We start from the raw sequence: 25,971 nt of genomic DNA, 5'->3' as shown, positions 1-25,971 counted from the left end.
TCAAAAAAATAACCGCTTCAATACTATTATTATGAAAAAAATGTTGTTTTCTTTAGTGCTCACCGGTTCTTTCTTAACCGCTATTGCGCAAACTCCTACTAAAAAAACCGATACACCAGCTGTTGCACCAGCTGAAAAAGTAGAAAGTTTGGCATCCAATATTAAATTCAATCCAGATGAAAAAGTAATTACTCAGCATCTTACTACTATTAAAGGTCAAAAGGTTCCATACCAAGCAACAACCGGAACAATGCCGGTTTGGGACGAGGATGGGAAAACTATTGCAGGAATATTTTACACCTATTATGAGCGTTCCGATGTGAATGACAGAGCTAGTCGTCCCTTGGTAATTTCATTTAATGGTGGTCCAGGTTCGGCTTCGGTTTGGATGCAAATTGCTTACACAGGACCAACTTTGTTGAATATTGATGACGAAGGATATCCGGTACAGCCCTATGGAGTTAAACAAAATCCGTATTCTATTTTGGATGTAGCTGATATTGTTTTTGTCAATCCAGTCAATACCGCTTATTCTAGAATGACAAACAAAGAAACACCGAAATCAACTTTTTTTGGAGTCAATGCCGATGTGAAGTATTTGGCAGAATGGATCAAAACATTTGTAACTCGTAATAATCGTTGGGCATCACCAAAGTATCTAATAGGTGAAAGTTATGGAACCACACGTGTTTCTGGATTGGCTTTGGAATTACAAGAAAATCAATGGATGTATTTAAATGGTGTTGTTTTAGTTTCACCAACTACTTTAGGAATAGAAAGAGGAGTGGCTTCAAAAGCTGCTTTGCGTTTGCCTTATTTTGCGGCTACAGCTTGGTTTCATAAAAAACTTGCTGCTGATTTGCAATCCAAAGATTTAACTGCAATGTTGCCAGAAGTGGAACAATTCACCATTAACGAATTAATTCCTGCCATGAGTAAAGGAGGATTTATAGATCCAGCCGAAAGAAAAGCAATTGCTTCTAAAATGGCTCGTTATTCAGGGGTTGATGAAAAAGTAATTTTGCAAAATAATTTGGATGTTCCATTGGATTATTTTTGGAAAGAGTTGTTGAGAGATCAAGGGTATACTGTGGGTAGATTAGATTCTCGTTACAAAGGAATAGATCGCAAAGATGCTGGAGATGGACCCGATTTTAATTCGGAATTAACTTCTTGGTTGCATTCATTTACACCAGCGATCAATATTTATCTTCGTAATAATTTAGGATATAAAACCGATTTAAAATACAATATGTTTGGACCAGTTCATCCTTGGGATAATTCGGGTGATAAAACGGGGGAGAATTTGCGTCAAGCGATGGCTCAAAATCCGTATTTGCATGTATTAGTACAATCTGGATATTACGATGGGGCTTGTGATTATTTCAATGCCAAATACAATTTGTGGCAAATGGATCCGAGCGGCAGACTAAAAGACAGAATGTCTTTTGAAGGGTATCGCAGTGGCCATATGATGTATCTTCGAAAAGAAGACTTGATTAAAGGAAATGATGACCTAAGAAAATTTATTCAAAAATCATTACCTAAGCCAGGTGTTCCTGCTAAGTATTAAGAAACAAAAAAGCCCAAAATCATTTGATTTTGGGCTTTTTTATTGAGTTGATTTTTAATTAAATATCATCAAAATCAATATCTGTAAAACTAGACACCTGAGGTGTTATTTCTTCATCTGAAGTTGCTGAAGTGTATTCTTTTTTGAAATCTTTTTGATGTCTTTCAGAAATTACTTCTTCGCCTTTGTGGTTTAAAACGTAGGAAGTCATATCGCCTAAAATTTCAGTAAAAGCAGCAAAGTCTTCTTTGTACAAATAAATTTTATGTTTTTTGAAATGAAACGATCCATCCTCTTCAGTAAACTTCTTACTTTCAGTAATTGTAATGTAATAATCATCTGCTTTTGTAGCTCTTACATCAAAAAAGTAGGTTCTTCTTCCAGCTCTTAAAATTTTAGAAAATATTTCTTCTTTTTCTAACATATCATGTTCTCTCATAATCCGTCTTCATTAATTGGTTTATAGACATCCAAAAATGATAAAAAAAAATTGATTGACCAAAAAATTATGTTAATTCTTTTTCGGATAGTTGTTTCAAATACAAGTCGGCATAGTAGCCTTCTTCATTTATTAATTGATTATGAGAACCTTGTTGTATTATTCTTCCTTCGTCAATGATAATAATTTGATCTGCATTTTTAGCAGACGAAACACGATGACTTACAATAATCGTTGTTTTGTCTTTGCAAATTTCAAATAAATTGTTCAAAATAGTTTCTTCAGTTTCAGTATCAACCGCTGATAAACAATCGTCGAAAAGTAAAATAGGAGGGTTTTTGATAATGGCCCTTGCGATCGATACGCGTTGTTTTTGACCGCCTGAAAGTGTAATTCCTCTTTCACCTAGAATGGTTTCATATTGTGCATTAAATCCCATAATATTATCGTGAACCACAGCACTTTTTGCAGCACTTTCTATTTCGAAATCAGTGGCGTTTTCTTTGCCAAATTTAATATTGTTCTTGATACTATCTGAAAATAAGAAAGCATCTTGAGGGACAATTCCAATACTGTTTCTAAGGTCGAATAAATTGAGCTGACTAATTTCACTACCATCAACTGTTATGTTTCCATCCGTTACATCGTGTAATCTAGAAATTAAGGAAAGGATAGTAGATTTACCAGAACCAGTTTTTCCTAAGATTGCCAATGTTTCGCCTTTCTTTACTGTAAAGGAAATATTTTGAATTGCTTTAATATTTGTATCCTCGTAGGTATAGCTTACATTGTTGAAAGCAATACTTCCTTCAATTGTAGAATGATTTGGATTGGTGTTTTTTATTTCAGGTTCAATTTTCAAGAACTCATTCAAACGTTTTTGTGAAGCTTCAGCTTCTTGTACCATTGACGAAACCCAGCCCAAAGAGGCCACGGGCCATGTGAGCATGTTTACGTACAAAATAAATTCGGCAATGGTTCCAATACTTTTTATGGTTCCCTCCATATACATCAATCCGCCAAAATAGATCACTACTAAATTACTTATACCAATCAATGCCATCATCAATGGTCCAAATAAAGATTGCACACGAGCTAAATCCAAGCTCTTGTTTTTACTTTCATCAGCCAAATCAATCATATTGTTTTGGTGTTGGTTTTCTAAAGAATAGGCTTTGATTACTCTAATTCCTGAGAAAATTTCTTGAGTAAAACTCGATACTTTAGACAGGTATTGTTGGAAAATGGTACTTCGTTTGTTAATTTCTGAACTCAGTTTGAAAATCGTATACGAAAGAATGGGTAAGGGCAATAAGGTATATAAAGTCAGTCTTGGTGAAACATTATACATATAAGCGATCACAATGGCAAATCGGATGAAGGTGTTAATGGTGTACATCACAGCCGGACCGACATACATTCTCACTTTGGAAACATCTTCACTGATGCGATTCATTAAATCTCCAGTTCTGTTTTGTTTGTAGAATTGTTGCGAAAGATTTTCGTACTGTCTAAAGACTTCGTTTTTTAAATCAAATTCGATGTGTCGCGACATTACAATTAAGGTTTGACGCATTAAAAAGGTCAAAAAACCAGCGATAATGGTGGTGCCAATAATCAATAGAATGTTAGACACTAATTCGCTTTTGAATCCAGACAAAATAGTTTCGGTAGCTTTTTGAGTGTCTGAAAGTTGGTCAAATTGCTCAATTGCACCCAACGACTTACTAATCAATTTAGGAGTATAGAGTGAGAAGAATTGGGCAATGATAGTAATTACAATACCTAGTAAAAAACTAAATTTGTATTTGATAAAGTACTTATTTAAATAACCTAATTCTTTCATGGGATCGCTGCTATATTGCTCCGCAAATATAGGTGAATAAAAAGAATAATTGACAGTAAAAACAGGACTGATTGATTAAAATGTTGATTTACAGCACACATTTTTTTGGTTTAAAAAAGAGATTTAAATTTTATTTTAATGGATGAAATGCCTATTTTTGCAGTCTAATTCATTAAAAGTTCTTACACAGTGGTAAATAGAAGACACATTCGCGTTAAGGTTATGCAATCCATTTATGCCATGCACCAAAACGGTTCGGATAATTTAGAAGGTCAAGAAAAATTTCTATTTTACAGCATCGACGCTATTCAAGATTTATACCTGATCATGCTATCTTCATTAATTGAAATGGCCAAAAAGGAAAAAGTCTTTTTACAGTTGTCCAGTCAAAAACATTTGGCTACCAAAGAAGAACGCAATCCCAATAATAAATTCGTAAACAATAGTATTTTTCAATTATTAGAAGATAATAATTCCTTGAGCATTGCTCTGGAAAACAGAAAAATTACAAATTGGAACATTCATGATGATTATATTAATTTACTTTTAACTGCTTTGAAAGAAAGTAAATTGTATGAAAAATACATGAGTACTTTTGTGAATACTTTTGAAGAAGACAAGCAGTTTGTGGTAGATCTTTTTACTGATATTATTGTTCCTAACGAAAAGTTATACGAGTATTTAGAAGATGATAAATTAACTTGGATTGATGATATTCCGGTAGTAAATACTCATATCGTTAAACAATTAAAAGCGATTAAATCAGCTGAAGATGCTAGTTTTAGAGTGCCTAAATTGTTTAAAGATGCCGACGATAAAGATTTTGCCAAAGATTTGTTCATAAAAACAGTTTTAAACGAGAAAGAATTGGCCAAAGAATTTGATACCAAAACACCGAATTGGGATATGGATCGAATTGCTGAAATTGATACGATTATTCTTAAAATGGCTATCTGCGAATTGTTGAAATTTCCATCCATTCCTGTAAAAGTTACGTTGAATGAATATTTGGAATTAGCCAAAGAATATTCTACGCCAAAAAGTAGTATTTTTATCAACGGAATTTTAGATAATTTAGTCAAAGAGTTTCAAGCTAATAAAAAAATGATCAAAGCTGGAAGAGGCTTGATGTAATACGTTTAACAATAATAAAATACAATTATGGGACAATTAAGTCAATTTGCGCCGTTCTTATTAATGTTTGTAGTGATCTATTTCTTTATGATTCGACCACAACAAAAAAGAGCCAAAGCTGAAAAGGAATTTGAAAGTAGCTTAAAAGTAGGGGATAAAATTATCACTAAAAGCGGACTTCATGGTAAAATTGCTGAATTGGCAGAGACTACTGTAGTTGTCGAAACGATGTCAGGAAAATTAAAAATGGAGCGTTCTGCTATTTCAATGGAAATGAGCGCTGCTTTGAATAAAAAATAATCGCAAAACAAAATAAAAAAGCTCCCAATCGGGAGCTTTTTTTATGGATTATTTTCGGATTGCGGTTAATTCTGCAATTTTGACAATGACCTCAATAGCTTTTTGAATGCTTTCCACAGGGACATATTCGTATTTTCCATGAAAATTATGTCCACCAGCAAAAATATTAGGGCAAGGTAGTCCTTTATATGACAATTGCGAACCGTCAGTTCCTCCGCGGATGGGTTTAATGAGTGGTTTAATTCCTACTTCTTTCATGGCTTGCTCGGCAATATCGACAATATGTTTAACAGGCAAAACCTTTTCTTTCATGTTGTAGTATTGGTCGTTGATTTCAGCAATGGCAATATTTTCACCAAATTGTTTGGCGAATTTTTTATTAATTTTTTTTGTGATTTTTTCGATTAGTGCTTTACGCTTTTCAAACTTTGTTTTGTTGTGATCTCGAATAATCAATTCGACAACGCTTTCTTCTATACTTCCACTAAGATGATGCACATGGAAAAATCCTTCATATCCTCTCGTTTCTTCTGGGGTTTCTCCTTTTGGTAAGGCATTAATGAATTCGTTAGCAATCAACATAGAGTTGATCATTTTGCCTTTGGCATAACCAGGATGTACACTTTTGCCTTTGAAGGTTATTTTGGCTCCAGCCGCATTGAAATTTTCATATTCCAATTCGCCAACCTGGCTTCCATCCATTGTATAGGCCCAATCAGCACCAAATTGGTCTACGTCAAAATGATGCGCTCCTCGTCCAATTTCTTCGTCAGGGGTAAATCCAATACGTATTTTTCCGTGTTTAATCTCGGGATGTTGGATTAGGTATTCCATAGCAGTTACAATTTCAGTAATTCCCGCTTTGTCATCGGCACCTAGAAGTGTAGTTCCGTCTGTAGTAATTAATGTTTGTCCTCTGTATTGTAGTAAATCCTTAAAGTATTTTGGCGACAAAACGATATTTTTATCCGAATTCAATACAATATCGCCACCATCGTAATTTGGAATTACTTGCGGATTTACATTAGCACCAGTGAAGTCAGGAGAAGTATCAAAATGCGAAATGAAACCAATGGTAGGAACTTTGAAATCGACATTGCTCGGAAGTGTTGCCATGATGTAGGCTTTATCGTCAATGGTGACGTCTTGCAAACCAATAGTTTTTAACTCCTCTACTAGTTGGGTTGCTAAATTCCATTGTTTAGGTGTACTTGGAGTTGTTGTTGAATTGGGATCGGATTCGGTGTCAATGGTGACATAACTAATGAATCTATCTATAATATGTTGCATGCTATTTTATTTTAAACAAATATAGACATTTTACAAGCGTTCTAAAATGAAAAAATCCAACACCAAGGTTGAATTTTTCTTTGCATAGTTATGAGTCAAATTAATTTTCACGTTTGTAGATGTGGAGCGATTGTCCTACCAATTTCCATTGTCCTTTAATTTTTTCTAACAATCGGATTTCATAAGACCAAGTTCTTTTTCCTTCAGCATCGGTGGAGAGTTCGTCATGACTAACCCAAGCATTATTTTTGTTGATACTCATTTTATAATTTGAATTTACTGCAAACCCACCATTACCCATACTTTCGGGTTTTTCGTTTTGCATTGCAGTAGGCGGTACGTCTATAGTTTGACCATTAGGTAATGAAACTAAAATTCGGCTATAAGGTTGAATATGCCAACATTCAGTGTGTCCCTGAACATCTTTGGCACGCCAGGTGGCCGATTCTTTTTCTAATAATTTTTTGATAGCTATTTCTTCCTTACTCTTTTGGCTGTAGGTGTTAGAAGAGAAACAAATGATTGCAATTAATATGACTTTCCATTTCATAATCGGGGAGGTTAGGGGGTAGTTTGTTCCAACGAAAGATACTCAATTTTACAGGTTCTACCAACTACTGAAATAAAAAATCCGACTGCTTTTCAACAATCGGATTGTGTTTATGATCAAAGTGGATTTATTCGAATAAACCTTCGATACTCAAGTAACGTTCTCCTGTATCGTAACAAAAAGTAAGTACCGTTGCATCAGCCGGAATATCCTTTATTTTTTTGGCAACAGCTGCTAAAGAAGCTCCTGAAGAAATACCCAATAAAATTCCTTCTTCTTTTGCTGCTCGTTGTGCATAACTGAAAGCGTCATCTTTGCTCACTTGAATGGCTCCGTCCAAAACATCGGTATGCAAATTGGTTGGGATAAATCCAGCGCCAATTCCTTGAATTGGGTGAGGAGCAGGAGACCCTCCACTTATTACTGGAGAGGCCTCAGGCTCTACAGCAAAAACCTTTAGGTTAGGGTAGTGCGCTTTTAATATTTCAGCACAACCCGTTATGTGTCCTCCAGTTCCTACTCCGGTAATCAAATAGTCCAATCCATTTGGAAAAGCTTTAATAATTTCTTGAGCGGTAGTTTTTTTATGAACTTCTATATTGGCAGGATTTTCAAATTGTAAAGGCGACCAAGCGTGTGGAATCTCAGCAGTCAATTCTTGTGCTTTTTCAATAGCACCTTTCATCCCTTTTTCACGAGGAGTCAAAACAAATTCAGCGCCGTAAATGCTCATCAAGCGTCTTCTTTCTATTGACATCGATTCGGGCATTACCAAAATTAATCGGTAACCTTTTACTGCAGCGACCATGGCTAAACCAATTCCTGTATTTCCAGATGTTGCTTCAATGATAGTGCTGTCTTTTTGTAATAATCCTTTTGCTTCAGCATCTTCGATCATGGCTAATGCAATTCTGTCCTTGATACTTGCCCCTGGGTTAGCTCGTTCCAGTTTGATCCAAACGTTTTTGTTTTCACCAAAAAGTCGGTTTATTTTGATGTGTGGCGTGTTGCCAATAGTTTCTAAAATGTTGTTGTATTGCATGATGTTGATTTTAAATTGGTGTATAAATATTGGTAAAAAATAACCCCGAGAGAATGCATCAATCGGGGTATATAATAGATATTTGGTATGTGAATTACAAGTGAATTACTTCCCCGTAGGCATCTGCTACAGCTTCCATTACCGCCTCACTCATGGTTGGGTGTGGGTGAATCGCTTTTAAGATTTCGTGTCCCGTTGTTTCTAATTTACGAGCGACAACCGCTTCCGCAATCATATCCGTAACTCCAGCTCCAATCATATGACATCCTAACCATTCTCCGTATTTCGCATCAAAAATTACTTTTACAAATCCATCTGCAGCACCAGAAGCTTTTGCTTTTCCTGAAGCTGAGAATGGGAATTTACCAATTTTCAATTCGTATCCTTTTTCTTTGGCAGCTTTTTCAGTTAATCCAACCGAAGCAATTTCTGGAGTAGCATAAGTACAACCAGGAACGTTTCCGTAATCAATTGGTTCAACATGTAATCCTGCAATTTTTTCCACACAGTTAATTCCTTCTGCTGAGGCAACGTGAGCCAAAGCTTGTCCTGGAGTAATATCTCCAATAGCGTAATAACCAGGGATATTAGTTTGGTTGTAAGCATTGACTAAGATTTTATCTCTATCTGTAGCAATACCTACTTCTTCTAAACCGATGTTTTCAATGTTGGTTTTGATACCCACCGCAGAAAGTAAAATGTCAGCTTCTAACACTTCTTCACCTTTGGCTGTTTTTACAAATGCTTTAACGCCTTTTCCTGAAGTATCAATTTTTTCTACAGAAGCATTAGTCATAATAGTAACTCCTGCTTTTTTCATAGAACGTTCCATTTGTTTCGAAATGTCTTCGTCTTCAACAGGAACAATGTTGGGCATAAATTCTACAATAGTCACATCAGTTCCCATGGAATTGTAAAAATGAGCAAACTCAATTCCAATAGCTCCTGAACCAACAATAATCATTGATTTAGGTTGCTTTGGTAAAGTCATTGCTTGACGGTATCCAATTACTTTTACACCATCTTGTGGTAAATTAGGTAATTCACGAGAACGCGCTCCGGTTGCCAAAATAATATGATCTGCGCTGTATTCAGTTACTTTGCCGTCTTTATCAGTTACATCTACTTTTTTGCCTGGTTTGATTTTACCAAAACCATCAATAACGTCGATTTTATTTTTTTTCATCAAGAATTGAACTCCTTTGCTCATTCCATCAGCTACTCCTCTTGAACGGTTTACCACCGCTGAGAAATCTTTATCAAATGATGAAACAGTCAATCCGTAATCAGAAGCGTGTTTTAAATAATCAAAAACTTGAGCCGATTTCAATAAAGCTTTCGTTGGGATACATCCCCAGTTCAAGCAAACTCCACCTAGATTTTCTTTTTCGATAACAGCTACTTTAAAGCCTAATTGAGAAGCTCGGATAGCAGTAACATATCCTCCAGGTCCACTTCCTAAAACAATAATATCGTATTTCATGTGTATAATTTTATCTCTATTAATTGATGCTGCGAATTTAAGGAATTATTCTGTTTTGTGAAATTTTCAAACCGATAAAGTCGAAAACTAACAAATTTTCAAAAAAACAACTAAAAATAAACCCGTATACCTTTTTAATTAGCTGCCGAAAACTGCGAATCGTATAAGTTTTTGTAATAACCACTTTCCTTCTTGATAAGTTCTTGGTGTATGCCTTGTTCTACAATCAACCCTTTATCCATTACTACAATTTTATCAGCATTCATAATAGTGGCTAATCGGTGAGCAATGACAATGGAAGTTCTGCCTTTGGTAATGGTTTCGGTAGCACGCTGAATTAATTCTTCAGAATAGGTATCGATTGAGGAAGTAGCTTCGTCCAAGATCAAAATACTTGGGTTGCTTACAAAAGCACGTAAAAAAGCAATCAATTGGCGTTGCCCAGAGGACAACATAACACCACGTTCTTTGACATCAAAATCATAATTATCCGGTAAACTCATAATAAACTCATGAACCCCAATTTTTTGGGCGGCAGCCAAAACTTCTTCGCGACTGATTGCTGGATTATTGAGAGTAATATTGTTGTAAATGGTGTCGGCGAATAAGAAAACATCTTGCAAAACCACTGCAATTTGCTTGCGCAGTGATTCCAAAGTATAATTTTCGATGTTTTGATGATCAATATAAATCGACCCACTGTTGATTTCATAAAAACGATTCAATAAATTGATAATGGTAGATTTGCCTGCCCCTGTAGAACCTACAATCGCAATGGTTTGACCCGCTTTTACCTCTAAATCAATTCCTTTTATCACTTCTTCATTGGGAACATATCCAAAATGAATCTCTTTAAATTCAATATTGCCATCAAAAAGAGGGGCTTCAATTGTCCCCGTATCTTGTATTTGGTCTTGGGTATCCAAAATATCAAACACTCGATTGGCAGCAATCATGCCCAATTGCATTTCGTTGAATTTATCTGCAATTTGGCGTAGCGGATTGAACAACATTCCAATGAACATGGTGTATGAAAACAAATCGCCAAAGGTGGTAAACGAATCTCCATTTAATATTTTAAATCCACCATACAATACAATAAATCCTAAGGTTAATGACGAAATAATATCGGCAATAGGGAAGAAGATGGAGTTGTACAAAATGGTTTTAATCCAAGCTTTTCTATGTTTGTCGTTGATGTTTTTAAACTTATCAAATTCAATGTTCTCTCGATTGAACAATTGCACAATTTTCATTCCCGTAACACGCTCTTGAACAAAGGAATTCATATTGGCAATTTCATTTCGTACTTCTTCAAAAGCCACTTGCATCTTGCGTTGGAATATTCGAGTAAAAAAAACTAAAATCGGCATCGCAACAATAACAATCCAAGTTAGTTTCCAGTTCATATAAAACATAAAGAACAGCACTACCACCATTTTCATCAAGTCGCTTATGATCATGAACAGTCCTTGACTGAAGATACGCGCAATAGCTTCAATATCCGAAACCGAACGCGTTACTAATTGCCCCACAGGCACATGGTCAAAGTACTTCATTCGGAAGCTCAAAATGTGTTTGAATAATTTGGTTCTAATATCTTTCACAATGTCTTGTCCCAACCAATTGGCCCATAATACAAAGTAATATTGCGAAAACACCTCGGCTAACAACACAATTCCCATAAGGCTGATGTACAATAATAATCCTTGCTGATCGTGTGTTTTAATGTAACCGTCAACAGTTTGCTTTAACAAATAAGGACGCAAGGCTGCAAAAACAGAAAGCGAAATCGCAAACGCAATTACTCCTCTAAAACGCAACTGATAGGGTTTAGTGTATTGTAAAATTCGTTTGAATAATCGTGTATCGAATGCTTTTGCTTTCATATTTATATAAGCTATTTGCTAATGTAATCGTACTCTATTTTTGTTAAATATAAACCCTGTGCGGGTACTGAAAATCCCGCTTTATCTCGGCTTTTGCTTTCTATAATTTTGGTAAAATCGTCTAAAGTAATTTTGTGTAGACCAACATTTACTAGAGTTCCAACAATAGATCGCACCATATTTCTCAAGAATCGGTTAGCTGAAATGGTAAAAATTAAATGGTCGTTTTCTTGTTTCCAGTAGGCCTCAAAAATAGTACAATCAAAGGTATTTACATCGGTGTTGACTTTCGAAAAACATTCAAAGTCGGTGTAATTGAATAATAACTTGGCGGCCTCATTCATCAAGTCCACATCCAAATGCTGATGAAAATACCAACTTAAGTCGTCTAAAAATGGATTTTTAAATTGGTGAATATGGTATTCATAGGTTCTTTTTGTAGCATCAAATCGAGTATGTGCTTCTTCGTGAACAGGGATAATATCATAAATAACTATGTCTTTTGGCAAAAAGGAATTGAGTTTATGCACCAAATTCGAAATATCAAAAGTAGTTTCAAAATCAAAATGAGCATACATTTCTTTGGCGTGAACACCAGTGTCAGTGCGACCTGCGCCCATTAAATTAATTTCAGATTGAAGCAAAACAGAAAATGCTTTATTCAGAGTTTCTTGAATAGAAGCAGCATTTGGCTGAATTTGCCAGCCATGATACGAGGTTCCGTTATAAGCTAAATGTATAAAATATCTCAAGTTGAATCGACACAGAGTTAAGCCCCAAAGGTACAAAGTTTTTAGGTAGAGCAAAGCCTAAAAACAGGAAGTTCGTCCAGACTTTTTTATCGTCTTTTATGTTTGTAACTTTGGCCTTGTTATTTACCTTCAATATGAAAAAAATACTCTTGCTTTCGGACACTCATAGTCATATTGACGATACTATTTTAAAGTATGTTGCTCAAGCAGATGAGGTTTGGCATGCTGGAGATATTGGAGACTTGTCAGTTACGGACGCGATTAAAAAAGTAACACCTTTACGAGCGGTTTATGGTAATATTGATGATGCGCAAGCTCGTTTGGAATTCCCATTACACGAACGTTTTTTGTGCGAAGGAGTTTCGGTTTGGATGACCCATATTGGTGGTTATCCAGGGAAATACAATCCTGCTATTCGAGCCGAATTAGAACGCAATCCCCCTAAATTATTCATCTGCGGACATTCTCATATTTTAAAAGTGCAGTTCAACAAAAAATTGAATTTGCTACATATGAATCCAGGCGCAGCCGGTAAAAGCGGTTTCCATCAAGTGAGAACGATGTTACGCTTCGTAATTAATGGTGAAGCAATTCAAGACCTAGAAATTATAGAGATTGAAAAAAGAGTCTAATTTTCTGACGGTATTGGAACCTCAATTGTGATGATGGTGCCCATATCCAATTTTGAATCGATTATAAATTTTCCATTCATACCGTTGATTCTTGATTTTATTTGGTTGATACCAAAACCTTCTGCAGTATTGAATTGTTTCGTGTCAAAACCTTTTCCATTATCAAAAGCTTTAATCTGTAGTTGGTCCTGATTTAGATCAATTGAAATTTTGGCGATGGAGGCATTACTGTGTTTGATAATATTATTAATTAATTCTGAAATGATGAAGAAAATTTTAATTTCAAATTCGTCAGCAAATCGTTTTTCTTTCTCAATGGAACTTTCATATTCTACTTGTAATTTTGAATTAGAATTCTTTTCACACACATCCTCAACAGCATAAAATAATCCAAATCGAACTAATAGTGCCGGAATTAATTCATGTGATAAATCACGAACTTTTTCGTGTACTTCATTTAGAATGGTTATAGTTTTTGTCAGTTCCTCATTTTTCTGATCGCTTTTTGAATTTATGATGCTCAAATGAATACCAGCAGTAGATAACAATGCGCTAATGTTATCGTGTAAAAAGTACGCTATTTTTTTACGTTCCATCTCTTGGCCAGTGAGCGTAGCATTAATGATGTTTTGTTGTAATTTATTTCGTAGCCCATTCAATCTGTTTTTTTGAATTAATCTGGAATTTTGTATATAAAGGTAGAAAAGCACAATGCTTATTAGAAAAATTGAAATTATTGCGAAGAATTTTCTTCTAGTCATAGTTTTTTCTTGAGCTAAAACTTCTTGTTGGGTTTTATATTGCGCTTCAATTTTTTGGACTTCTCTTTTGTATTCTTCAATTTCAAGATTTAAACCTTCTGTTCTAGCATTATTTAACTTCTCTTCATTATTGATTTGGTCCGTAATGGTCTTGTATAAAAGCAAGTTTTCAAAAGCATCTTTATAATTCCCTATTGATTTTAAATAGTTTGCATATTCTTGGTGTGTCAATGCTAAATCAAATTTTTCATTGCTAGTCTTTCCAAGACGAATGGCTTTATTAAAATAATATTCGGCGTTTGAACTCTCTCGTTTGTCGGCATGATAAATAGCATTTAACATGTTTATTGCTACAATAGTCATGTCACTACCATGTTTTTCGTGATATTTATTTACAAATTGAAGGTAAGGGTAACCTTGATCAAACTCTTTAATATCAAAAAAGGCCCAAGCAATATTGAGATTGGTAAGAAGTAACTGAGACGAATCTTTTGCTATTGCACTGTATTCTAAAGACTTTTTATAATGATTAATCCCTTTTTTATATTCTTTTTTGTCGAAGCAATAAATGTTGCCTAAATTATTATGTAGTAAGTTTTTTAATTTTGAATCTTTAGTTTTATTAGCATACATCAAACCTTTGTTGTAATAAAAAAATGATTTTTCCGGATTAGAAAACAAATCAAAATTACCACCAATGGTATTATAGGTAGACGCTATCAAATCATAATCGTTTAAAAAAATAGCATAACGTAAAATATGCCTACATTTGATTAACGATTGATCATATTTTCCTTCGCGCATCAAATGAATTGCGCTCTTTAATTCTAGGCCAATTTCCTCTTTTGAAGGTGTTTTTTTAAACGAAAAAACACTCATTCCATGCAATAAAAAGAAGAGTAAAATAATAGACCGATACCTATTTAATGACATAATTTGAATATTAGATAGGTGTTAGGGAATAATAAGATTGTTAACAATAGCATATTTCACCAAACCGATCGTGTTTTTCGCTCCAATTTTTTTCATAATATTTTTACGATGTGTTTCTACAGTATTGGTGCTTATAAATAACTTTTCACTGATTTCTTTTCCGCTCAGTTCTAAGGAAATTAACGTAATTATTTCTAATTCTCTATCAGTTAAAATAGTATTGGCAAGTGTAAAGTTATGATTTACCTTTTGGTTATCCTTGGTAACTAAATGGAATATTTTTTCTCTCACAGAGTTACAAAAATAATCTTCTCCATTATGTACGGCATGAATGGCTTCTACAATATTTTCTCCAGCACATTTTTTTGTTAAATAACCGCTGGCTCCGAGTCGCATCACTTCTTTGATTAGTTTTAAATCATCAAAACTGGACAAAATAATTACTTTACATGGAATTCCTTTTTGAGAAAATTCTTTAATCACTTCAATACCATCTTTTTCGGGCATGTTTAAGTCCAAAATTAAAATTTCAGCACTATAATCAATTACTTGTTGATAGAGATTGGTTCCATTAAGTGAAAATCCAACAACCTCAAAGTTTGGAATGGTATTTAATAAACTATGAATTCCATCAAGTAGTACCTGGTGGTCATCGGCTAAGTAAATTTTGATTGTATCTTCCATAGTTTTGGATTGTCTTGTTTTCAAATGTAAGAAAATTTGACAAATTTTTCTTTTTCTTTCAAAATTGATTGCAAATAAAAAACCCGAATTGTTACATTCGGGTTTTTTTCGCACTAATAAACTAAGTTTATAGGTTTATCTCAATCGATCCACAGATTTTACAAGATCTTCATCCTTCTTGATGGCCTTATTAGCAAAACCTAATAATACGATAGCCAAGATAGGTAGAAACATCCCAATACCCTTCTCTGAAACTGCAGGAGTCTCTCCGGATAAGTTTAGTGAATGATAAACAAATAATCCTAATAAAATTAAATTTAATATGATGTTCAATCTGCCTATTACAAATTGATGTTGTCTCTTTTTGTACGAAATGATACTTAGTAAACTTAAGGTAGTACTCAAACCAAAAAGAATTACATACAATTGATTTTGCATGAATAAATACTCTTTTCCATCAACTGTTGACCATAAAGGAAAAACAAAGGGAAGAACTCCCGTAATGATGAAGGATAGTACTAAATATAAGGTTTGAATTCTTTGTATCATTTTCAATAAATCTTCAACAAAAATAAAGTTTCTTTTTTAGAAATACTATTGTGAGATAAAAAAATATTCGTATTATTGCATGACTAAATCGTAAGCACTTCATCTTGCGGACAATCCAAAAAAAGTTTCTACTTATTTCTCACATTTCATTTCCAAAAAAACAAATTAAATACAAGAACATTCATGTTTGATATTTCTGCATTAAAAAACATGAAGCTTTCTGAGCTTCAAGACATTGCTAAATTAGCTAAAACCATAAAGTTTGCGGGCGTTAAAAAAGAAGATTTGATTAGTCAAATTTTAGAGCAACAAGCAACCTCTTCAGTTGTAGAAAATGCATCAGGAGATGTAAATGCTGATAAACCCAAAAGAGCTAGAATACTTCCTGCTAAAAAAGGAACTATTCAGACCCAAACTATAGATAATGAAATTGTTGCCAATTCGCCATCTTTAGACGCCATTAGCGCTCCAGTTGAAGCGGCTGAAAATATAGGACCAAAAGTGGTCAAATTCAGTAAAACAGCTTACGAGCAAAAAATGGCAAAAAAAGAAAGTTCAATTGCTAATGAAGGTGAACAAGAATTGCCATTGGAAACTACTGATAAAGAAATTACGGAAGCTCCAGCAAACAATAGAAAAGTAAATCCTAATCAACAAAATAAACAAAACCAAAACCCTAATCAAAACGGGAACGGAAATCAAAATTCCAACCTAAAGAATAAGAAAAATAATTTTGGACATTCGGATTATGAATTTGACGGAATTATTGAAAGTGAAGGAGTGTTAGAAATGATGCCAGACGGTTACGGTTTTTTGCGTTCTTCTGACTATAATTATTTGGCTTCGCCAGATGATATTTATTTATCTACTTCACAAATTCGATTGTTTGGTCTAAAAACGGGTGATACTGTTAAAGGTGTTGTTCGTCCTCCAAAAGAGGGAGAGAAATTCTTCCCATTAGTGCGCGTTTTGAAAATCAATGGACATGATCCTCAAGTAGTTCGTGATCGCGTTTCATTTGAACATTTAACACCTGTTTTTCCAAAAGAAAAATTCAAATTGGCCGATAAACAAAGTACTATTTCTACTCGAATTATTGATTTGTTTTCACCAATTGGGAAAGGACAACGTGGAATGATTGTGGCGCAACCCAAAACGGGTAAAACGATGTTATTAAAAGACATTGCCAATGCCATTGCTGCGAATCATCCTGAAGTATATTTGATTGTTCTTTTGATTGACGAACGTCCAGAAGAGGTAACCGATATGCAACGCAGTGTGCGTGGCGAAGTAATTGCTTCTACTTTTGATAGAGAACCTCAAGAACATGTTAAAATTGCCAATATCGTTTTGGAAAAAGCCAAACGTCTTGTAGAGTGTGGACATGATGTAGTCATTCTTTTGGATTCGATTACTCGTTTAGCTCGTGCTTACAACACGGTACAACCTGCTTCAGGAAAAGTATTGAGTGGTGGAGTAGATGCAAATGCGCTACAAAAACCAAAACGTTTCTTTGGAGCGGCTCGAAATGTAGAGAATGGTGGTTCATTAAGTATTATTGCTACTGCATTGACTGAAACGGGTTCTAAAATGGACGAGGTTATTTTTGAGGAATTCAAAGGAACAGGTAATATGGAATTGCAATTGGATAGAAAAATTGCAAACAAACGTATTTTCCCAGCGATTGATTTAACCTCTTCAAGTACACGTAGAGATGATTTATTGTTAGATCCGCAAACTTTACAACGTATGTGGATTATGCGTAAATACCTATCCGACATGAACCCTGTGGAAGCGATGGATTTTATCAATGACCGATTCAAAAAGACTAGAAATAACGAAGAATTTTTGATTTCAATGAATGATTAATTCTTAAGTACCCTATAAAAATACCCCAAAACGTTATTGCGATTTGGGGTATTTTTTTTAATTGCTAATTCGGTAAACAGGATATTGTAAATGCGCTTTTTCGTAATACACTGACTGTTTGTAAATCCAATCCAATTGTGCTTTTGGATTGTTTAAGAAATCGGGTTCTGTTTGTTTTTTTGCTTCCAACTCACTTTTTAATTTCGGACTATCCTTAAGTAACTGCGCTGCAGTATCTTCAAATACATAATCGGAATAGCCTTCTTTTTGTTGTAAAATAGGATCGAAGAAATTCCAATTAAAATAGGAATCAACCGCTTCGGGTTCTAGTGTTTCCAAAATGTATTTGATGCCTTTTTGTTGGGTTGGAATGATATAATCTCCTTTGGCGAAAGCTATTTTTTTCGTTGTTGTTTTCACCACAGTATTGCGATGATTATAATGCCCTTCGTAAGCTGAAGTTGTTGTTTTAAAGTCTACAATTCGGTAGCTTTCTACATCAATTAGGGTGTCTTTCTGAATGGTTTGACAGTCAATTCCATTACTTTTTAGAAGTTCAATTACGTGCCAAAATCCACGCGGAATGACATAAGATTTCGGAATGGTCACATCTTTTACTGATTTGTATTGCGGAAAGAAAGGCACTTCTTTTTTGAACGCTTTAGTTCGGTCGTAATATAAACGTTGTCCAGTTGTAGCATCACTTTTTTTATAGCCCGCTTCATAGCCCAAAAAAGTAAAAGGTTCTTGGATATTTTGGTCTACTTCCCATTGTAGGGTATAGTTTTGATTCGGTTGAAATTGCGCTTCGTTTTCTTTTCTTTTTTGTTTGATGATGGTAGTATTGGCATCTGTGAATGCTAAAGTAGATTGCATGAATTCGTAAGTTACTTTGATACGATCGCTATATTTTTTTAGCATATGTGTTTCTACTATAAATCCGATGGAATTGAATAGGGAAGTATAGCCCGTCGTATAGCGCGGACTGTCCATAAACTGCGCAAATCCTTGGTCAGGAGTTTCATGAAAGGTATTTACATAGGGAGTTGTTTCTATTTTTTTCTTTTTTAAATCGGAAACCAAACGAGGCATCATTTCAGTCTTTAAATACGAACCTAAAACAGTTCCTAATTTACTCGGCTCTGTCATGATGTAGGTGAGTTTGTATTGGTAATCCGAACCATTACTCACGTGGTTGTCAATAAACACATCTGGGTTAGTTAAATGGAAAATTTCAACAAAACTTTTGGTGTTTCGTGTATCTGATTTGATACAATCTCGATTCAAATCATAGTTACGTGCATTACCTCTAAAACCATATTCTTCTGGTCCATTTTGATTGGCTCTTGTAGAACTGTTTCTGTTCAAAGCACCGCCAATATTATATACCGGTATGCACACAATTACAGTATTTTTAGGCGCTTTTATTTTGCCTAATGCCAAATCTCTAAAGAACTGCATCGAAGCATCAATCCCGTCAGGCTCTCCTGCATGAATTCCGTTATTGATTAATAGTACCGCTTTGTTTTTTTGAATAGCCTCAAAGTCAAAAGTCGCATCCGGATTAAAAGTGACTATATGCAAGGGTTCGCCACTATCAGTCAACCCCATTGTTTTCATGTCGATGCTTTCAAAATCATGGGCCAATAATTGAAAATATGCAATGGTCTCTTGATAAGTAGCCGATTGATTGCCGTTTCCTTTTTCGAAATAGGTGTTGTATTTAGTATTGTTTTGTGCCAAAATAGTCAAGGAACACAAGAATAAAAGCGTCGTTAAAAATCTCATTTTTGGTAGTTTTTATAAATATCAAATGTAGCTTTTTTACTTTTAGTTACGAAAAACAATCAAATAAAGACTTGGACTTTCTAATTCGCAAACCAAAGCGCTATCTTTGCGCCATGAATACAAAACACCATTCCAACAACATACTCCTGAATTTAGGCATTGAACGTCTGAATGAAATGCAAGAAGTAGCACAAGATGCTATTCTAAACGATAACAATGTCTTATTGCTTTCGCCAACAGGTTCAGGAAAAACATTGGCTTTTTTATTGCCAATTTTCGAATTATTACAACCCGAAATTCTTTCGGTGCAATGTTTGATTTTAGTTCCTTCTCGCGAATTAGGGTTGCAAATTGAACAAGTTTGGAAAAAAATGGGAACCGATTATAAAGTCAATACTTGTTACGGCGGGCACTCCATTGATACCGAAATTAAAAACTTAAGTAATCCACCAGCGGTGTTGATTGGTACGCCTGGTCGAATCGCAGATCATATAGATCGAGGGACTTTTCGAGTGGATAAAATTCAAACCTTGATCTTAGACGAATTTGATAAATCCTTGCAATTAGGGTTCCATGAGCAAATGTCTTTTATCATTGGCAAATTAACCAAATTGAACAAACGCGTTTTGGTATCGGCAACCTCGGATATTGAAATTCCAAAATACACTCGTGTAGTCAATCCAACCGTTTTGGATTTTATTCCTGAAACACAGGAGGAGAACAATTTGAGCTTGAAACTTGTGGTTTCCAAAGAGAAAGATAAAATCAATACTTTGTTTCAATTGATTTGTTCATTGAAATCGCAAGCAGCCATTATTTTTTGCAATCATCGGGATGCTGCAGAACGCATTAGTGACACTTTAAATACTAAAGGAATTTATGCGACCTATTACCATGGTGGAATGGATCAAGACGAACGTGAGCGTGCTTTAATTCAGTTTAGAAATGGTAGTGTGAGTTATTTAATTACTACCGATTTAGCTGCGCGTGGATTGGATATTCCTGAAATGAAACACGTAATTCATTACCATTTGCCTTTAAAAGAGGACGAGTTTACCCATCGAAATGGTCGAACGGCTCGTATGGAATCCTCTGGAACGGCTTATATTATTGCACATGAATCGGAGAAAAAAATGGAGTATTTGGATTACGGTATGGATGTGTTGAAAGTTGATTCGGCTACAACTTTACCTAAACCACCTGAATTCCAAACGATTTATATCAGTGGAGGAAAGAAGAACAAACTGAACAAAATTGATATTGTGGGATTCTTTTCGCAAAAAGGAAAATTAGAAAAAGGCGACTTAGGTTTGATTGAAGTGAAAGATTTTATTTCGTTTGCAGCGGTCAAATTCAACAAAGTGAAAGACTTGCTTCAAAACGTGAGAGACGAGAAAATGAAAGGGAAGAAGTTCAAAATTGAAGTCGCTCGAAAAGTGATTAAGAAAGAAGAATAATTTCATGTACCATTTACGATATTTGATTTACGAAGAATAAAAAAAACGTCTTGATTTCTCAAGACGTTTTTTATTTTGGTGTAAACGAAAATTATATTTTCTTCACGTATTGTGTGATAATTACAATTTGTTGTCCATCGACTTTTCCTTCAATGTATTCGGCATTCTCATGATCCAAACGGATGTTACGCACCGCAGTTCCTTGTTTTGCCACCATACTGGATCCTTTCACTTTCAAGTCTTTGATTAAAACCACAGAATCGCCGTGTTCCAAAATCACCCCATTGCTATCACGGTGAATGATTTTGTTTTCGTCATCTTCCCCTTCGCCAGTGGCTTGCGCCCAAGCTAAAGTATCTTCGTCAAGGTACATCATGTCTAATAATTCTTGTGGCCAACCCGCTGCACGCATACGGCTTAACATTCTCCAAGCTACCACTTGAACCGCAGTTTGTTCACTCCACATGCTGTCGTTCAAACAACGCCAGTGGTTCAAATCCACGTTATCTGGATTTTCAATTTGGTCTACACAAGTAGCACAAGCAAAAACGCTTTCGTCAATACCTCCTTTTTGAGTAGGTAAAACGGTATATACTTTTAAGTTTTCAGTAGCAGCACACAATTCACATTGACCTCCGCTACGTTTGTTTAATTCTCTATCTAAACTCATTGTTGATTTTTTGGCGAAAGTAAGGCTAAATAGCGCCTTTCACAAATTTTGGTACTATTACTTATTGACTCTTACGGCTTCAGGAACCAATAGTTTGTATTCGCCATGATTGCGAATCACATCGCGTACAATACTTGAACTGATGTAGGAAGTTTTAGCAGCTGTTAACAAAAAGACGGTTTCAATCTTAGACAAACGTCGGTTGGTGTGCGCAATAGCTTTTTCAAATTCGAAGTCGGCTGGGTTGCGCAAACCGCGTAAAATAAAGTTAGCGTTGATTTTATGACACAAATCAATGGTCAATCCTTCGTAAGTAATTACCGAAATTTTAGGTTCGTTTTGGAAGGTTTTTTCGATGAAACGTTTTCTTTCTTCTAACGAAAACATGTATTTTTTATCGGCGTTGACACCAATTGCAATCACGATTTCGTCAAACAAAGGCAAGGCTCTGTTGATGATGTCTTGATGGCCTAAGGTAATGGGGTCAAACGAACCTGGAAATATGGCTTTTCTCATGGTGTTGGGTTTAGGCTAAAGCCAATTCGATGGCATTAGAAAACAAGTCTTCTAATGAAATACCAGCTTCTTTAGCTTGTTGTGGCAACAAACTCTCGGTGGTTAAACCGGGAATAGTATTCATTTCTAACATATGCGGTTCGCCGTCTACAATAATAAATTCAGAACGTGAGAAGCCTTTCATTTTTAAAGCTTTGTAGGCACGTTTCGCAATTTCGCCTACTTTTTGCGTCATCTCGTCTGAAATGCGTGCTGGTGTAATTTCTTGAGATTTTCCTAAATACTTGGCTTCGTAGTCAAAGAAATCATTTTCAGAAACAATTTCGGTAATAGGTAACACGGTAATTTCGCCTTTGTAATTGATCACCCCAACAGAGACCTCAGTTCCATCCAAGAAACTCTCGATGATGATTTCGTTATCCTCTTTGTAAGCTACTTCAATAGCTATTGGTAACTCAGCAGCGGTTTTCACTTTAGAGATTCCGAAACTAGAACCGGCTTTATTGGGTTTTACAAAACAAGGCAAACCTACTTTAGCTACAATAGCATTTGTATCGATTAGATCGCCTTTGTTCAAATAATAGGAAGTTGCAGTTTTGATGCCGTAGGGTTTTAAAACGGACAGTAAATCACGTTTGTTGAAAGTTAAGGCAGCTTGATAGTAATCGCAAGCGGTTTGCGGAATACCAAGTAATTCAAAATAGGCTTGCATCAAGCCGTCTTCACCGGGAGTACCGTGTATGGCATTGAAAACACAATCAAAAATTATTTTTTTTCCATCAACAGTTACTGAAAAATCATTTCTATCAATAGGGAATTCGGTATCATTAGCATCTACATAGACCCATTTTTCTTTGAAAATATGGATTCTAAATCCGTTGAATTTAGTTTTGTCTAAGAATTGGTATACGACGTTTCCGCTAATTAGGGATATTTTGTATTCGCTAGAATAGCCGCCCATGATGATGGCAATGTTTTTCATTTAAAATGGTTTAAGTCTTTATTTTAGTGCAATAGCTGTGTAGCGTTTTTCTTAGCCCCGATAGAAGCGACATCCTTTTTTTTGGCTTTTGGCCAAAAAAAGATAGAGCGGATAGCGGGAAAAAGCTCCTGACCAACTAGTAAACAAAATTATCATTTTTTTTGAAACGAAATAGGTTTATCTTTGTGGCTACTAAAAATAAATTTATGAGTTTACGTAAGTATCTAACAAGTCGAGTGTTTTTCGGTCAATTTTTAGCTGCACTAGCTATTATTGCTGTTTTGGGTTATTTGTTTATGCATTGGTTGACTTTTACAACCGATCACGGTCATGAAATTGCAGTGCCGAATTTGAGTAAGTTAACCGAAGAACAAGTAGAAGACAAGCTGGACGAGTTGGATTTGGATTATGTGCTCTTGGATAGTGTTGATTTTAGAGGTGATTATCCTGCCTTTACTGTGGTTGAGCAAGATCCATTGCCTGGAACGAAAGTGAAAGTGGGTCGAAAAGTATATATTAAAATTAACGCTTCGGGTTATTCATCAGTGAAGTTGCCTGATTTGATTGATAAAACCTACCGTGAGGCGGTTCCTACATTGAAAGCCATTGGTTTAGAAGAAGGAACGATAACGTATGAGCCTAGTTTAGGAAAAGATATGGTATTAGCGATGCGTTACAAAGGGCGTAATTTAAAACCCGGAGAGCGCGTAATGAAATCGTCTAAAATTGATTTAGTTTTAGGAGATGGAAAAATGAGTTATGAAGAGGAAGTTCAGGTGGACAGTACCGCTACAACTACAGAAGATACTCCAGTAGATGAGCAATAATACCGAATCCTTCGACTTAGAAGACGAATTATTTGAGCATTTTAAATTTGAAGTTCCCAAAGGGCAAGCCTTTTTGCGAATTGACAAATACTTGATGGGACTAATCCCGAATGCGACACGCAATAAAATTCAGAATGCGGCGAATAGTGGGAACATTTTTGTCAATGACGAAATTGTAAAATCCAATTACAAAGTCAAGCCGTTTGATGTGATTAAGGTGATGTTATCGCATCCACCTTTTGAAAATCATGTTTTGCCTGAAAATATCCCCTTGAATATTGTGTACGAAGACGAGGCGTTGTTACTGGTTAACAAAGAGCCGGGTTTAGTCGTGCATCCTGGACACGGGAATTATACCGGGACTTTAGTGAATGCCTTGGCTTTTCATTTTGAAAATTTACCAATGAACAGCAGTGAGCGTCCGGGCTTGGTGCATCGTATTGATAAAGATACTTCGGGCTTGTTAGTGATTGCTAAAACCGAAGCAGCCATGACGCATTTAGCCAAACAATTTGAAGCCAAAACAACCGAAAGAGAATACATGGCTTTGGTTTGGGGGAATGTCGCCAATGATGCCGGAACCATTGAGGGTAATTTAGCACGACACCTGAAAGACCGCATGCAAATGGCGGTTTTTGATGATCCCGAAATTGGGAAACCTGCCATTACACATTACAAAGTATTGGAGCGTTTTGGGTATGTGACTTTGATTTCGTGCCAACTGGAAACGGGCCGTACGCACCAGATTCGTGCCCACATGAAACACATTGGACACCCTTTATTTAATGACGAACGCTACGGCGGTCATTTGATATTGAAAGGAACTACGTTTACCAAATACAAACAATTTATAGACAACTGTTTCAAGGCGTTGCCAAGACAAGCTTTACACGCAAAGACCTTGGGCTTTATTCACCCGAATACGGGCGAGATGATGCGATTTGACACCGAATTGCCAGTTGACTTTACTGATTGTTTGGAACGTTGGAGAAATTACTCTAAATCGCATACTGCGGAAGAAGAATAAAGAAAGCCTCGATTGGGGCTTTTTACTTTAAATTCAAATTAATTAAAATCATGAATTTTAAAATATTTCATTCTAGCTCATTAAATCTGTTTATGAATATTTGAATCAATTTTTCCATTTTTACCTGCAATGAATCCAAATCCAGCTGTTATAAATGGAGATAATATTTTCCATAAATCTATCGGAGTCATTTTATTTTCATTTAATGGAATGAACGAGTAAATAGCTGCAATCAATACCAAAAAGATTGTAATAAGAGCAATAATATAAAGCACAACGTTGTTTCCGTATCCAAAAAGTTTTCCTAAACTACCAAGTTTGCGTTCAAGTTCTTTGTCATTTTTTTCTATATCAAGGGCTTGAGTAGCTAGTTTTTTATCCTGTGGTAAATTTGCATAATCTATTCCGCTAGCCATTTTTAACCTCCTCTCCTAAGTAAAAAGTATAAACAAATGTTCTTGGGAATGTATCTTTTCCAGAAGTCACTCTGAACGAAAGAAATAATTCTTTATTATCTAATTTTCCAAGCTTTACGGGTTCCATATTCCCATGATTGATTTTGTTGTCAAAGTTGATTAGATTGAAAATCAATCGATTTGTACCACCATTTTCTAGATTTATTTGTGGATCTTGATTTTCATTACTTGTTTGGAATCTAAATTCAAAATTTAGTTTTGTTTGGTCTAATATTCCTTTTAACTCCAATATAATGTTTTCATGATTAAATTGTACAAGTGTCCCAGTTTCAAAGACTTTAATCGTTTGTCCAAATGAAATTTTTACAGCCATTATTATTTTTTTAATATTACTTTTTGAAAATAGAATTGTTCATGCAAGTTTATTGCTATACCAACGTGAATGTAGGATTGTAGCAATAAAGAGACATTTTATATTTTATAACTGTAAGGGAGATTCGATTTGGGGTCAAATGGTAGTTACAGGGTGTTTCAAATGTACTAATTATTTTAATACATAAAT

The 25,971-nt window shown here is 35.2% G+C and carries 25 protein-coding genes; 8 read left to right on the top strand and 17 right to left on the bottom strand.

What is annotated here, in order from left to right:
- Positions 1-31 precede the first annotated feature (31 nt).
- Positions 32-1,573, top strand: a complete 1,542-nt coding sequence (locus LPC21_RS09440) for a S10 family peptidase (protein ID WP_229316922.1) — start codon at positions 32-34, stop codon at positions 1,571-1,573.
- 58 nt (positions 1,574-1,631) lie between these two features.
- On the opposite strand, the gene LPC21_RS09435 is transcribed toward LPC21_RS09440, so the two are convergent.
- Together LPC21_RS09435 and LPC21_RS09430 are read right to left on the bottom strand one after the other, a co-directional pair.
- Positions 1,632-2,012, bottom strand: coding sequence for a PUR family DNA/RNA-binding protein (locus LPC21_RS09435; protein WP_229316921.1), 381 nt, complete (start codon positions 2,010-2,012; stop codon positions 1,632-1,634).
- Positions 2,013-2,079: 67 nt separating this feature from the next.
- The gene (locus LPC21_RS09430; RefSeq protein WP_229316920.1) at positions 2,080-3,858 is read right to left on the bottom strand and encodes an ABC transporter ATP-binding protein; all 1,779 of its coding nucleotides are present in this window, start codon (positions 3,856-3,858) and stop codon (positions 2,080-2,082) included.
- Positions 3,859-4,080: 222 nt separating this feature from the next.
- Here LPC21_RS09430 and nusB point away from each other — a divergent pair, with 222 nt between their 5' ends.
- Entirely contained in the window at positions 4,081-4,992 is a 912-nt protein-coding gene (gene nusB, locus LPC21_RS09425) for a transcription antitermination factor NusB (protein WP_229318583.1), read from the top strand.
- A gap of 27 nt (positions 4,993-5,019) precedes the next feature.
- Positions 5,020-5,292: a preprotein translocase subunit YajC gene (gene yajC, locus LPC21_RS09420; protein WP_229316919.1), complete on the top strand. Its 273-nt coding sequence runs from the start codon at positions 5,020-5,022 to the stop codon at positions 5,290-5,292.
- Positions 5,293-5,340: 48 nt separating this feature from the next.
- Here yajC and pepT read toward each other — a convergent pair whose 3' ends face one another.
- From pepT to truA, 6 genes are all read right to left on the bottom strand, one after another.
- Entirely contained in the window at positions 5,341-6,582 is a 1,242-nt protein-coding gene (gene pepT, locus LPC21_RS09415) for a peptidase T (protein ID WP_229316916.1), read from the bottom strand.
- Positions 6,583-6,682: 100 nt separating this feature from the next.
- Positions 6,683-7,132 carry an endo-arabinase gene (locus tag LPC21_RS09410; RefSeq protein ID WP_229316915.1) on the bottom strand — a complete coding sequence of 150 codons (450 nt, stop codon included), beginning with the start codon at positions 7,130-7,132 and terminating at the stop codon, positions 6,683-6,685.
- Between the two features lie 127 nt (positions 7,133-7,259).
- Complete coding sequence (gene cysK, locus LPC21_RS09405; protein ID WP_229316914.1) at positions 7,260-8,174, bottom strand: cysteine synthase A; 915 nt, start codon at positions 8,172-8,174, stop codon at positions 7,260-7,262.
- Between the two features lie 94 nt (positions 8,175-8,268).
- On the bottom strand, positions 8,269-9,657 hold the full coding sequence (lpdA, locus tag LPC21_RS09400; RefSeq protein ID WP_229316913.1) for a dihydrolipoyl dehydrogenase: 1,389 nt from the start codon (positions 9,655-9,657) through the stop codon (positions 8,269-8,271).
- Positions 9,658-9,791: 134 nt separating this feature from the next.
- Complete coding sequence (locus tag LPC21_RS09395) at positions 9,792-11,546, bottom strand: ABC transporter ATP-binding protein (RefSeq protein ID WP_229316911.1); 1,755 nt, start codon at positions 11,544-11,546, stop codon at positions 9,792-9,794.
- Between the two features lie 11 nt (positions 11,547-11,557).
- Entirely contained in the window at positions 11,558-12,298 is a 741-nt protein-coding gene (gene truA / locus LPC21_RS09390) for a tRNA pseudouridine(38-40) synthase TruA (protein ID WP_229316909.1), read from the bottom strand.
- Positions 12,299-12,432: 134 nt separating this feature from the next.
- Here truA and LPC21_RS09385 point away from each other — a divergent pair, with 134 nt between their 5' ends.
- Entirely contained in the window at positions 12,433-12,930 is a 498-nt protein-coding gene (locus tag LPC21_RS09385; protein WP_229316907.1) for a metallophosphoesterase family protein, read from the top strand.
- Here the strand turns inward: LPC21_RS09385 and LPC21_RS09380 are convergent.
- From LPC21_RS09380 to LPC21_RS09370, 3 genes are all read right to left on the bottom strand, one after another.
- A complete protein-coding gene (locus LPC21_RS09380; protein ID WP_229316906.1) occupies positions 12,927-14,624 on the bottom strand; it encodes an ATP-binding protein in 1,698 nt (565 codons plus the stop codon). The two genes, LPC21_RS09385 and LPC21_RS09380, sit on opposite strands and share 4 nt — an antisense overlap.
- A 21-nt stretch (positions 14,625-14,645) precedes the next feature.
- Complete coding sequence (locus tag LPC21_RS09375; RefSeq protein WP_229316905.1) at positions 14,646-15,308, bottom strand: response regulator transcription factor; 663 nt, start codon at positions 15,306-15,308, stop codon at positions 14,646-14,648.
- A gap of 135 nt (positions 15,309-15,443) precedes the next feature.
- Positions 15,444-15,857: a DUF4293 domain-containing protein gene (locus tag LPC21_RS09370; protein ID WP_229316904.1), complete on the bottom strand. Its 414-nt coding sequence runs from the start codon at positions 15,855-15,857 to the stop codon at positions 15,444-15,446.
- A gap of 183 nt (positions 15,858-16,040) precedes the next feature.
- On the opposite strand from LPC21_RS09370, the gene rho reads away from it, so the two are divergent.
- Positions 16,041-17,726: a transcription termination factor Rho gene (rho, locus tag LPC21_RS09365; RefSeq protein ID WP_229316903.1), complete on the top strand. Its 1,686-nt coding sequence runs from the start codon at positions 16,041-16,043 to the stop codon at positions 17,724-17,726.
- Positions 17,727-17,783: 57 nt separating this feature from the next.
- Here rho and LPC21_RS09360 read toward each other — a convergent pair whose 3' ends face one another.
- On the bottom strand, positions 17,784-19,514 hold the full coding sequence (locus LPC21_RS09360) for a M14 family metallopeptidase (protein ID WP_229316902.1): 1,731 nt from the start codon (positions 19,512-19,514) through the stop codon (positions 17,784-17,786).
- Between the two features lie 113 nt (positions 19,515-19,627).
- Between LPC21_RS09360 and LPC21_RS09355 the strand changes: the two genes are divergently transcribed.
- Positions 19,628-20,971 carry a DEAD/DEAH box helicase gene (locus LPC21_RS09355; RefSeq protein WP_229316901.1) on the top strand — a complete coding sequence of 448 codons (1,344 nt, stop codon included), beginning with the start codon at positions 19,628-19,630 and terminating at the stop codon, positions 20,969-20,971.
- Positions 20,972-21,062: 91 nt separating this feature from the next.
- Here LPC21_RS09355 and LPC21_RS09350 read toward each other — a convergent pair whose 3' ends face one another.
- From LPC21_RS09350 to LPC21_RS09340, 3 genes are read right to left on the bottom strand one after another with little or no spacing between them, the layout of a single operon-like run.
- Entirely contained in the window at positions 21,063-21,641 is a 579-nt protein-coding gene (locus LPC21_RS09350) for a PhnA domain-containing protein (protein ID WP_229316900.1), read from the bottom strand.
- A 57-nt stretch (positions 21,642-21,698) separates the two neighbouring features.
- Entirely contained in the window at positions 21,699-22,157 is a 459-nt protein-coding gene (gene coaD / locus LPC21_RS09345; protein WP_229316899.1) for a pantetheine-phosphate adenylyltransferase, read from the bottom strand.
- A 10-nt stretch (positions 22,158-22,167) separates the two neighbouring features.
- Positions 22,168-23,139 (bottom strand): D-alanine--D-alanine ligase, encoded by a 972-nt coding sequence (locus tag LPC21_RS09340; protein WP_229316898.1) that lies wholly within the window; start codon positions 23,137-23,139, stop codon positions 22,168-22,170.
- A gap of 206 nt (positions 23,140-23,345) precedes the next feature.
- Between LPC21_RS09340 and LPC21_RS09335 the strand changes: the two genes are divergently transcribed.
- Together LPC21_RS09335 and LPC21_RS09330 are read left to right on the top strand one after the other, a co-directional pair.
- Positions 23,346-23,966 (top strand): PASTA domain-containing protein, encoded by a 621-nt coding sequence (locus tag LPC21_RS09335; protein ID WP_229316897.1) that lies wholly within the window; start codon positions 23,346-23,348, stop codon positions 23,964-23,966.
- Complete coding sequence (locus LPC21_RS09330) at positions 23,956-24,993, top strand: RluA family pseudouridine synthase (protein ID WP_229316896.1); 1,038 nt, start codon at positions 23,956-23,958, stop codon at positions 24,991-24,993. The genes LPC21_RS09335 and LPC21_RS09330 overlap by 11 nt, the downstream gene beginning before the upstream one ends.
- Before the next feature lie 80 nt (positions 24,994-25,073).
- Here the strand turns inward: LPC21_RS09330 and LPC21_RS09325 are convergent, their stop codons facing one another.
- Together LPC21_RS09325 and LPC21_RS09320 are read right to left on the bottom strand one after the other, a co-directional pair.
- On the bottom strand, positions 25,074-25,409 hold the full coding sequence (locus LPC21_RS09325; protein WP_229316895.1) for a hypothetical protein: 336 nt from the start codon (positions 25,407-25,409) through the stop codon (positions 25,074-25,076).
- Positions 25,402-25,782, bottom strand: a complete 381-nt coding sequence (locus LPC21_RS09320; protein ID WP_229316894.1) for a DUF6864 domain-containing function — start codon at positions 25,780-25,782, stop codon at positions 25,402-25,404. The genes LPC21_RS09325 and LPC21_RS09320 overlap by 8 nt, the downstream gene beginning before the upstream one ends.
- Positions 25,783-25,971: the final 189 nt, after the last annotated feature.

Origin of the sequence: Flavobacterium ammoniigenes (genome assembly GCF_020886055.1) — a bacterium.
GTDB classification, from domain to species: Bacteria; Bacteroidota; Bacteroidia; order Flavobacteriales; family Flavobacteriaceae; genus Flavobacterium; species Flavobacterium ammoniigenes.
The sequence above is the reverse complement of the archived record's forward strand: the minus strand, read 5'-3'. Positions and strand labels throughout refer to the sequence as shown.